7 protein-coding genes are annotated in these 10,903 nt (G+C 42.9%); 4 read left to right on the top strand and 3 right to left on the bottom strand.

All coding sequences use genetic code 11. The features are described from left to right. Nucleotides 1–387 precede the first annotated feature (387 nt). Nucleotides 388–774, bottom strand: a complete 387-nt coding sequence (locus RMY32_RS03710; protein ID WP_322693377.1) for a response regulator — start codon at nucleotides 772–774, stop codon at nucleotides 388–390. Beyond that, nucleotides 746–3,838, bottom strand: coding sequence for a response regulator (locus tag RMY32_RS03705; protein WP_322711449.1), 3,093 nt, complete (start codon nucleotides 3,836–3,838; stop codon nucleotides 746–748). The genes RMY32_RS03710 and RMY32_RS03705 overlap by 29 nt, the downstream gene beginning before the upstream one ends. 314 nt (nucleotides 3,839–4,152) lie before the next feature. On the opposite strand from RMY32_RS03705, the gene RMY32_RS03700 reads away from it, so the two are divergent. Continuing rightward, complete coding sequence (locus RMY32_RS03700) at nucleotides 4,153–4,557, top strand: NIL domain-containing protein (RefSeq protein ID WP_094347724.1); 405 nt, start codon at nucleotides 4,153–4,155, stop codon at nucleotides 4,555–4,557. A gap of 30 nt (nucleotides 4,558–4,587) precedes the next feature. Here RMY32_RS03700 and RMY32_RS03695 read toward each other — a convergent pair whose 3' ends face one another. Then, nucleotides 4,588–5,655 carry a DUF3616 domain-containing protein gene (locus RMY32_RS03695; RefSeq protein ID WP_322711448.1) on the bottom strand — a complete coding sequence of 356 codons (1,068 nt, stop codon included), beginning with the start codon at nucleotides 5,653–5,655 and terminating at the stop codon, nucleotides 4,588–4,590. 288 nt (nucleotides 5,656–5,943) lie between these two features. On the opposite strand from RMY32_RS03695, the gene RMY32_RS03690 reads away from it, so the two are divergent. The 3 genes from RMY32_RS03690 (at nucleotide 5,944) to RMY32_RS03680 (ending at nucleotide 10,881) form a co-directional block, all read left to right on the top strand. Further along, nucleotides 5,944–6,927, top strand: coding sequence for a CHAD domain-containing protein (locus RMY32_RS03690; RefSeq protein ID WP_322711447.1), 984 nt, complete (start codon nucleotides 5,944–5,946; stop codon nucleotides 6,925–6,927). An 803-nt stretch (nucleotides 6,928–7,730) separates the two neighbouring features. Beyond that, nucleotides 7,731–9,095, top strand: a complete 1,365-nt coding sequence (locus RMY32_RS03685; RefSeq protein ID WP_322711445.1) for an LLM class flavin-dependent oxidoreductase — start codon at nucleotides 7,731–7,733, stop codon at nucleotides 9,093–9,095. Nucleotides 9,096–9,342: 247 nt separating this feature from the next. Next, nucleotides 9,343–10,881: an amidohydrolase family protein gene (locus RMY32_RS03680; protein WP_322711444.1), complete on the top strand. Its 1,539-nt coding sequence runs from the start codon at nucleotides 9,343–9,345 to the stop codon at nucleotides 10,879–10,881. The last annotated feature ends 22 nt before the right edge of the window (nucleotides 10,882–10,903 follow it).

The raw sequence follows: 10,903 nt of genomic DNA, 5'->3' as shown, positions 1-10,903 counted from the left end.
ATGTGAAGTTGCACATATCTTGATACCCCTAAATCCCCCTTGAAAAGGGGGACTTTGATAGATGTTTTTCCGGTTCCCCCCTTTTTAAGGGGGGTTAGGGGGGATCGAATTCTATGCAGCTTTATAAAAAATTGGTATAAGTTGTTTGTTTATATTATATATTTCAACAACAATTGAATATATTTTTATTCGTTGTGTTCTTTAACACCTAAAAAATTTTTAAATCACTTTTCCCTCAATACGTTTGGGTTAAGGGCTAATGGCAAAAATTTTGGGTTTTAAAGACGCGATAAATCGCCGTCTCTACAAGTGTTTTGGCCCGATCTTAACTGTATTGACTTTTGCCTACGTCTATTTTTTATAAATTAATTTACTATGGATTTTGTTCTACTTTTCTAGGCTCCAGCCCAAGGCTACGGCTACTTCAGCAGCTAATTCTAAAGGATTGAATGGTTTGGCGATCGCGCTAATCATTCCCATCTGATTATAGCGACGGCGATCGGAAGCTTGGATTTTAGCAGTTAACAAAATTACTGGAATCGCTTTGGTTAATGGATTGGCTTGTAACTTTTCAAAGGTAGTGATGCCATCCATCTCTGGCATCATCACATCTAATAAAATTGCATCTGGTTGGTAAGTCTCAGCTTTAATTATGCCTTCTTGACCAGAACTCGCAGTCACTACTTTCCAGCCTGCGACTGTTTCCAAGCAAATCTTGGCAACTTCTTGAATATACTGCTCGTTATCAACCACTAGAATTTGCTTTGTTGTCATCGCTGCTATCCTCTTGTTGGTTCGGGGTAATGCTCTGAAGTAATTTCATCACCCGTTGTTCAAATTCCTTGGTAGTTACACGCCCGTTGCTCAAAAATTCTGCATCTGGACTTAGTTGGCTATTTGTAGTTGGCTCGTAACTACTATGAACTAAGGGAATGTTGGAAGAGTCTTCTAAATCAGGATTTTGGAAAGCCCTAAATAATGGCAGAGTGACGTAACAAGTGCTACCTTCACCTAATGCACTTTCAGCCCAGATGCGTCCGCCGTGTTGTTGCATAATACTCTTGCAAATTGCCAAACCTAAACCAGTACCATCATGGTTACGTGAGTCTGAAGAGTCAACTTGTTGAAAGCGCTCAAAGATACTTTCAAGTTTGTCTGTTGGGATACCGCGGCCGGTATCTTTGACTGTCAACAAAACTTCATTTTCTTGTGGTTGCGCCCCCAACCAAACCGTAGATCCAGCAGACGAGAATTTAATGGCGTTACTCAATAGATTGGTCAATGTTTGGACAATGCGATCGGCATCTGCCAATACTTGGCCAGATATAGCAGAAACAGATACTTTCACTCCTGCTTTGTCAGCCAGAGGCTGCATGACATTTACTGCTTGAACGATCAAGTCAACAATATTGCAGATTTCTGGTTCCATCTTCGCCTTACCCGACTCGATGCGCTCAATGTCTAAGATGTCGTTGATTAAACGTACTAGGCGTTCGCTGCTATCAGTGGCAATTTGCAATAGGCGTTTTCCCTGCTCTGAGTTTGTTGTTAGCAAACCACTGGCTAGCATTCCTAGAGAGCCGTGAATCGAAGTTAAAGGTGTACGGAGTTCATGACTAACAACAGAAACAAATTCATCTTTCATGCGTTCAATTAGTTTGCGCTCTGTGATATCTCGTAAAATAACCGTATAAAATATTTCTTCAGCCATCTCTATTTTGGAGATAGAAGCCTCTGCTGGAAATTCAGTACCATCCTTGCGGCGTCCGTAGATTTCACGCCGTTCTCCCATCCGACGGGCAACATTGGGAGATTGACCAAAGTCAACCACATGTTGACGATGGGCTTGAAAAAAGCGCTGCGGTAAGAGTAAATCAAGTCCTTGTCCAATCACTTCCTGAGCCGAGTAGCCAAAAATCTTCTCTGCTCCTTGATTAAACAAAGTGATGCTTTGGAACCCGTTAATGGAAATAATTGCATCATCAGCAATATCTAAAATTCGTGCAAATCGAGCTTGAGAGAACCGTAATTCTCCTTGTGTCCGTTGACGTTCATCAAGTTGTGACTGCAACTGTTGATTCACCCGAATTAACTCAGCAGTGCGCTCTGCTACTCGCAATTCCAGTTCGTTGATGGCTTGTAAATTAAGAGATGAGCGAGGCAAAGAAGAATTCACTACCCTATCTTCCCCTGCTCCCCCTGCTTCCCCTGCCCCCCTGCCCCTCTGCTCCTCTGCCCCTCTGCCCCTCTGCCCCCCTGCCTCCCTGCCTCCCTGGACGACGCGCTGCCGCAATTTCATCCGTTCTAAGCGATTGACGATCCGGGTTACTAGTTCTGGCCCAACAATAGGCTTACTTACAAAGTCATCAGCACCAACGCTAAACACTTGATTTACCATCTCGGCATCGCTATGCACAGTTAGGAATAGAATGGGTAACTCACACCAGCGCGAATCGTTGCGTACTAATTGGCAAAGTTCTATACCATTTATATAAGGTAATTCCACATCCAGAATCAGCATATCTGGCGTAACTATTTCCAAGATTTCCCAGAACTGACGCGGATCTTCAAGAGCGATCGCTTTTAGTCCCCAAGGACTAAGTAAGGTTTGTAAAAATGCCTGAATTTGCGGATCGTCATCCACAACCAATATTTTAGTTTTTGCATCGAGGTCATTTTGCAGTGGTTGTGTGACTGTTTCTAAAACCTGTGGGGTTGGTGATGCAGATATTGCTACGTCGTTTCCGTCAATTTCCTGACGCAATAACTTTACCCAACTTTCGAGGTTGCTAATTTCAGATTGACTCAGAGTTTGACCAGAACTCAGTAAAAGTTCGATATTGCGTGCTAATTTTGAGCCAAGAGGCAAGCCAAAAGTGCCTAAAGATCCCGCCAAGGTATGCGCCTCTTTGACTGCAAGCGATCGCAAATCGGGATTTAAACTATTTTGGTTTAAAGTTGCGATCGCTTCCTCCAGCACCCTCACCTGCTCGTCTACCCGCTTTTGAAATCGTTGCCAAATTTCCGCAACTGCCATTAATGTTTGCTGTTGTGATTTGAGATTAGGAACCAAGGATTTTTCACAATCTAATTCCCCTCTGCCCCCCTGCTCCTCTGCCCCTCTGCTCCCCTGCTCCTCTGCCCCCCTGCTCCTCTGCCCCTCTGCCAGTGATTTCAGCCGATAGCCAATACCGTAAACGGTTTCAACCAAATCACTGGGCGCTCCTACAGCTTTGAGTTTGTGTCGTAACCCTTTGATATGGGTGCGAACAGCTTCTTCTTGTGGAGTGTCTTCATAACACCACAGATGTTCTAAAATCATGCTGCTGCTAAACACCCGACGAGTATTTCGCAAAAATAGTTCTAAAAGAGCATACTCTTTGGGAGTAAGTGCTAGCAGCTTTTCAGCATACATCACTTCACAGCTACTAGGGTCTAGCCGCAACCCACCATACTCCAGTACAGGTTGCGAGGTTACACCTCTGCGACGCAACAGTGCCCGAACACGAGCAATTAACTCTTCTGCGTCAAAGGGTTTAACTACGTAGTCATCTGCGCCTGCATCTAGTCCGATCGCTTTCTCATGACTACTATCGCACCCTGTCAATAATAATATTGGCATTTGCAGACCACTAGACCGAATTTGACGACAAAGACTAATGCCATCCAGTTTGGGCAACATTACATCTAGAAGGATTAAATCATAATCGTAAGTTTGAATATAATTCCAAGCAGTATCACCATCAGTGGCAACTTCAACCGCGTAGTTTTGGTTAGTTAAAACGCAGGTGAGTGAATATGCACTTAACTCGTCATCTTCGACAACTAAAATTTTCATGTTAAAAGCTTTCCAAGTTAAAATGGATATAACAGATAACAAGTAATAAATTTAAATGGCAAGTTTAATATAGTATCAATACTGATTTTTAAAACATCTTCCAAAAGGTCTATATTTGCGGTTCCCAATCATTAACAAATATCAATATTGATTAATTTTAACGAAGGCAGGAGGCAGGAGGCAGAAGGCCGTTTTTGTAACGGGGATTTATACCCCGCTTGCCAAACTTTTGCCTTAAAAGGCGAGATTTTAGACCCGATTGTTTCGATAAAACTGTCAATACGCTACAACAGAAAAAACCCTCTGCTAAACCTGTGAAAAAACGAGTAACCCTCACCTTCCCGAAACGCGCCGTGCAAATGCCAGTCACTTATGTACTGGCTAAAGAGTTCAACGTCGCTGCGAATATTATCCGCGCCCAAGTTGCCCCAAATCAAATTGGCAAATTGGTAGTGGAATTATCGGGAGACATCGATCAATTAGATGCGGCGATCGAGTGGATGCGATCGCGTAATGTTAATGTTTCTTCGACGTTAGGCGAAATTGCGATCGACGAGGATGTGTGTGTCCACTGTGGCTTGTGTACTGGGGTTTGTCCTACCGAAGCCCTCACCCTCCAGCCAGAGACATACAAGTTGACATTCACGCGATCGCGCTGTATCGTCTGCGAACAGTGTATCCCCACCTGTCCCGTACAAGCAATTTCTACTAACATTTAACAATCTAAAATCCCAAAACCAAGATTGAAATCAGGCCAACTTAAACACATCCGCCATTACACTATCATCACCCACCAGCCTACTTTTTGCTGGAGAATCATAAACTACCAATAGCGAAGGTATACCAGCTACATCCTGAAACAGCGTCATTCCCTCAGCGTGTTCTTCCCGATTCCCATAAGGAATATCTTGCACAAAATCGGGATTGCTGAAGACACTTTCTCGCATATTCACACCATTTACCCAGCGATAAACTTGCACGGGGCCATCTAAATCCATCGTTGGCCCAGCTAAAATCAACAAATCTCGATCGTCTACATACAAATCTCGAATTCCCAAACCATTCAACCAGATAAAATGCTTTTTATATAACTCCTGCAATTCTCCAATTTGCTTTAGTTTCATCAATCCAGGTGTAGAATCTTCTAACTCTATTTCCAGCACCACAGCCCAACCTCGCAATACAGGCCCGCGCAAACCCAGAAAGATGCGGTTTTGATAAATGCCTATTCCTTCAATATCAAAGCCATTATCCTTTCCGGGAATTGCTGCTTGAATAAACAAGCCTAAATGGGCATCATCTGCTAAAGCTGTCATCAGCAAATTACCCTGATTCGTCACCTCTAATTTACTGGCAGTCAATTGCACATCTGGCTTTTCGGGATGTGGGCAAGATGAGAATAGCTTACCGTCTATCAGAGGAATTCGTCCTAAAATGTAACGGTTAGGTTCTGATTCAATTTTTGCTAGCCTTTTAAAGTTTTTGGCATCTGTATTTTCGGGTTTGGATTTTTTACGTTTGTAGCTGTGAGAACCAACAAACCATAAGTAATTATCCGCGTAAGCCAGTCCTTCTATATCAATTTCTTCCTCTTCTGGTGCAGGTAAATCGATAAATTCTGCTACACGAAATTGTAGATGTTCTGTAAATTTATCAGTATCAATCAAAGAAAGACGCTCAATAGTTGAAGTTTCATCTGACCCTAACCATAAATACTTCTGATGTGTTAGTAGCAGTGCTGATAAATCTTCTCTATGCTCTTTAAAAGAATCTACAAAAGTCAATAAAACTTGATTTAACAAATGTAAGTTTGACATTTTAAATTATATTGATATTTACAAATATACTAGCCATGCTATTATAATATATAACTTGATGTGCAAAAAATCTAATTCTCAAAACTATAGCTTATATCAACTGAAGGTGATGAAATGATTGTAACCCTTTGATAGATATTGCATATTTATAAAATAAAATGCAACTATCAATAGTTATAAGCATAGCTAAGAATTCTCATACCTAAAAAAATCTCAAAAGTATATGTAACTTATCAAATAATCTTGTTATTATGCAATAACTTCGTCAGGTAATAATTCAGATAAATTATGAAATTAGCTACACAAAGTACAGTAAAAACTCTCGGTGACTACGCCTACCAAGCGATTGAAAAACACTTTAAGAAAACCTTGAAGTGGGAAAAATCAGTGAAGAAAGATGAAGATCCAGAAGCGCTGCACCAGATGCGAGTGGGAATGCGCCGCCTACGGACAGCGGTAACTCGGTTTGGGCTAGCAGTGGATTTGTCGAAACCAGTCAGCGATAAAAATATTGGTAAAATAGCTCGTCGTCTTGGTAATCTGCGAGATTTAGACGTACTTAAAGAAAGTTTGGAAAACAATTATAAACCAAACTTACCCCGCAAGGAACAGGAATCTCTGCAAACAGCTTTTACAGCTTTGGCGAAACAGCGTGAAGATGTAGAATCGAGCGTGCAGAAAACATTAAGCGATGAATCTTACAAGTCTTTAAAAGATGCATTGGATAAGTGGTTAGAGAAACCTACTTATCAACCTTTGGCATCTATTGCCATTCAGCAAGTACTACCAGACTTACTTTTACCAGAAGTGAGTAACTTCTTATTGCATCCAGGTTGGCTAGTTGGTACTGAAATTGTAGAATCAGAAGTGAAGATCCAGAAAAACTGGAAATCAAAAAAGATAGAAAAACAATTGACAACAGAAGGTGAAAATATTCATAGTTTGCGAAAAGAAGCTAAACGTATACGCTATCAAATGGAGTTATTTACTGACTTATATGGCGAATCTTACGAAGCTTATATTACAGAAGTAAAAAATATCCAAGAAATTTTGGGTACGATGCAAGATAGTGCCGTTTTAACTGACTGGCTTGGAGATGTATATAAATCAGAAATTCACACTAAGTTGCCCACCCTTGCTAATTTATTAACTGAAAATCGTTACCAGTCGTGGCAGCAGTGGCAACCTTTGCAAGAACGGTATCTTAAAACTGAAACCAGACATAGTTTTCATTTAACAATACTGCACCCACTTTCAGGAGTAATCAGTTAAAAGTTACTCTTTGTTGAGAAAAGATTGGACTAACAAATGGCAGTGTCAGTAATTACGTTCTTCACCATGCTCCTTAAACTTCTTGGCATTTGTCGGGAAAAGGGGGAAAGGTTTGTTATTTTCCTTTTCCCACAAGAGTGCAAAAAGAACTTTTGCAAGAGGTCTAGTCTATTTTGTGCAACTTCCCATTGATGACAAAAAAGCTGAAGTTGTAAAAGAAAGGGCAAGCGCTTCCACTAGCAGCTAATTTTCATGGCAATGTCTTACCTTGTTCCCAGCCTCCAGCTATTGGTGACAACTTAAAGTGTGGTTTGCTAAACCATTAGGAGAGGGGCTGGGGGAGAGGTCAAAATAGCACTCGTCGAACTCACGTTAAATAACTATATACTCAGTAAATAATTAATTTGCAATACTTAATGTTTGAAAAACTAATAATTAGTTTTTCGTGTTATTGTGATTTCCAGCACATCTTTTTTTGTATTTATTGTGTAGGCTCTATCTGGTAAGTAAAATTACTAGATAAATTTATGGTGATTAGAGCGCCAAGCAGCAGAATTCCTAATTCTGCTGTGGTATTAACCTGACTTACAGTTCGGTTATTTGATTTTTGAGCAATTAGTAGGTAACTGAACGGCAAGTTACTAGAAAAGCTTTGCATGACGACATTGAGTGTCTAGCAAGAGGTGAATGCCTCCCTTTTGTAGCAGTAGTAATCATAACTGGCGTAGCGCAAATCAGCCATACCGAGCCTAAGCTTTCTCCACGAGACGCTCCGCTAACGCACTATAAGCAAAGAAAAATATATGAGTACAACACGCAAAATTCGTTTAGGTGCATTCATTCAAGCCACCGGACACCATGTCTCTGCTTGGCGACACCCCGATTCACAAGCAGATGCGGGACTGAATTTTGAGCATTACAAAGAAATTACCCAAACCGCCGAACGCGGCTTATTCGATGCAGTTTTCTTGGCAGATAGTCCAGGAGTCTGGGGCGGCGCTCCAGAAACTCAGCATCGCAATGGTAAAATTGCCCATTTTGAGCCTGTCACCCTCTTCTCGGCCTTGTCGTCTGTAACTCAAAAAATCGGCTTCATTTCCACCGCTTCGACCACTTATGAAGAACCCTACACCTTGGCACGTAAGTTTGCCTCATTGGACTATTTGAGTAAAGGCCGGGCCGGATGGAATGTAGTCACTACAGGCAATGAGAATGCTGCACGTAATTTCGGGCTTGAGCATCACCCAGAACACAGCCAGCGTTATGAACGCGCCGAAGAGTTTGTGGAAGTGGTGAAAGGTCTATGGGATAGTTGGGAAGACGATGCTTTCATCCGTGACAAAGAGTCTGGTGTATATTTCGACCCGGATAAACTGCATACATTGAACCACAAGGGCAAATATTTTTCTGTAAAAGGCCCTTTAAACGTTGGTCGTCCGCCCCAAGGTTATCCGGTGATTGTTCAGGCTGGAGCCTCGGAATCGGGACGAGACTTAGCTGCACGCACTGCCGAGGCGATTTTTACCGCCAATCAAACCCTAGCTGATGCCCAGGAATTTTATGCTGATATCAAAGGTAGGCTAGCACAATATGGGCGATCGCCAGACGATCTTAAAATCATGCCTGGTGCTTTCCCAATCATTGGCCGGACTGAATCAGAAGCTCAAGAGAAGTACGAATTCTTGCAATCGTTAATCCATCCCGATGTGGCCTGGGGAATTTTAAAGAACTATTACAAGGGTGTGGATTTGTCGAAATATTCTTTAGATGATGTGGCTCCCGAACTACCCAGCGACACCAACACTAACAAAAGTCGTCTCAAACTAGTTAGAGATTTGGCTACTCGTGGGACTCTCACGCTGCGTCAGTTGTATCTTTCTCTTGCTACTGCACGAGGTCATCGCACCATACTCGGGACTCCCGAAACCATTGCCGACCAACTAGAAGAATGGTTCAACAACGGTGCAGCCGATGGCTTTAATATCATGCCGCCAATCCTTCCCACAGGATTGGATGAATTCGTTAACTTAGTCGTTCCCGTTCTCCAGAAACGCGGACTGTTCCGTACTGAATACGAAGGCAGTACTTTGCGCGAAAACCTGGGATTGCGTCGTCCGGCTAATCGTTTTGCTGCTAAACAACTAGATGAAAGATTGGTGTTGGCGTAAATGATTTTTCATATCTGCACTGTGTTGATAGTGCTGTAGTGTAAATGAATTTTTCACGGATGCTTATGCCATACCTTTTAAATTGCACTTTCTGTAGATCGCCACCTACAGACAATTGTGGAGAGACGCGATTGTGGAGATTGTGGAGAGACGCGATAAATCGCCGTCTCTACAAGAAATGTATTTGTCAATAGCAGCATTGGATGCTGAAAAAACCTGTAATTTTTGTTGTAGGGAAGGAAAAAACATGACTGAATATAGCCGATTGAAGACCTCACGTTCCGCCGCAATCAGAGCAACCCTTGATTATCCAGTAATCGACACCGATGTTCACACCAATGATTTCACGCCAGCTTTTGAGGATTACATCGCTAAGTACGGCGGTGTGAAACTTGTAGATGAGTTACGCAAGACGGAAGCCTCGCGCCTCAACTCCAAGAGCAACGGTAAAGATTGGTATCAACAAACTCCTGAAGAACGTCAATACAACCGCACAATCCGATCGCCTTGGTGGGCTAGAGTTACTAAAAACACATTGGATCTCGCTACCTACACCCTTCCCGGACTGCTCTATGAGCGTCAGGCAGAACAGGGATCGGACTATTCGGTGCTGTTTCCTAACAATGTTTTGGCACCAGTTGGAGCGAGTGCAGAGAATCGTCAAGCACTGCAACGGGCGGTTAATCACTATCATGCTGATATTTACCGGAAATATAGCGATCGCTTGACACCGGTAGCTGGTATTCCCTTAACTACTCCCCAAGAAGGCATTGAGGAGCTAGAATTTACAGTGAAAACACTGGGTTTAAAAGTGATTAATATTACTGGCGGTGTGAAACGGCCAATCAAAGCGATCGCTGATAAATATCCAGCTGATAAATTCCCCGAAATCGCCAAGTATGCTTCTTATATCGACTTTTACGGACTAGATAGTGAATACGACTACGATCCTTTCTGGGCAAAGGTCGTGGAACTTGGCGTACCCGTCACCACCCATTACGGCAGTCAGGGTTGGACTGGCCGCTCCTCCATCAGTAACTACATGAACAACCATATCGGTCACTTCGCCGATGGTTCGGAAGCATTTGCGAAGGCGCTGTTCTTCGGCGGTGTTACCAAGCGTTTTCCGCAGTTGCGTGTAGCAATGCTGGAAGGCGGCGCAGATTGGGGTGCGCGTGTCTACATCCATTTGGTAGATCGGTTCTTGAAGCGCAATATCAAGGCACTGGAAAACTACAATCCAGCGTTGACGAATTCTGATGAGTTGTTTGAAATATTTGAGCGCTACGGTGCAGAAGTTACTCAAGGGTATTCCCTCGATAAGGATGAATTGACCAAGACTGTACTGGGAGCTTCATTCAGCCGTCATAGCCGAGCGCCGATTGGTAGCGAATTGGACGATTTTGCCGCCGCAGGTATTGAAACAATTGAAGACATCCGCGATCGCTGGGTGAACAGTTTCTTCTTTGGTTCCGAGTCAGACGATCGCACGATCGCTACAGCATTCAATGACAAAGCTAATCCCTTGGGAGTCAAAATCAACGCCATCTATTCCTCCGATGTTGGTCACTGGGATGTACCAGACCTCACCTCCCCCTTAGCTGAAAGCTGGGATTTGGTACAAGAAGGCGTCCTGACCGAAGCCGACTTCAAGTCCTATGTATTCGCTAATCCCTACAAGTTTTACACCCAAGCTAACCCCGATTTCTTCAAAGGTACAGCGATCGAATCTAAGGTAGGTAAGAGCGAATTTCAACAAGTGGACAAGAGCCTAGTAGTGGCGTAAAAGGTGAGATTGGGGAGTGGGG

Origin of the sequence: Nostoc sp. ChiSLP03a, from assembly GCF_034531215.2 — a bacterium.
Lineage (GTDB): Bacteria > Cyanobacteriota > Cyanobacteriia > Cyanobacteriales > Nostocaceae > Nostoc.
This window is presented reverse-complemented; position numbering and strand designations above follow the sequence as displayed.

Coding starts and splice junctions, on each gene's coding strand:
- RMY32_RS03710 (WP_322693377.1), bottom strand. CDS start 774: ATGACAACAAAGCAAATTCTAGTGGTTGATAACGAGCAGTATATTCAA.
- RMY32_RS03705 (WP_322711449.1), bottom strand. CDS start 3,838: ATGAAAATTTTAGTTGTCGAAGATGACGAGTTAAGTGCATATTCACTC.
- RMY32_RS03695 (WP_322711448.1), bottom strand. CDS start 5,655: ATGTCAAACTTACATTTGTTAAATCAAGTTTTATTGACTTTTGTAGAT.
- RMY32_RS03690 (WP_322711447.1), top strand. CDS start 5,944: ATGAAATTAGCTACACAAAGTACAGTAAAAACTCTCGGTGACTACGCC.
- RMY32_RS03685 (WP_322711445.1), top strand. CDS start 7,731: ATGAGTACAACACGCAAAATTCGTTTAGGTGCATTCATTCAAGCCACC.
- RMY32_RS03680 (WP_322711444.1), top strand. CDS start 9,343: ATGACTGAATATAGCCGATTGAAGACCTCACGTTCCGCCGCAATCAGA.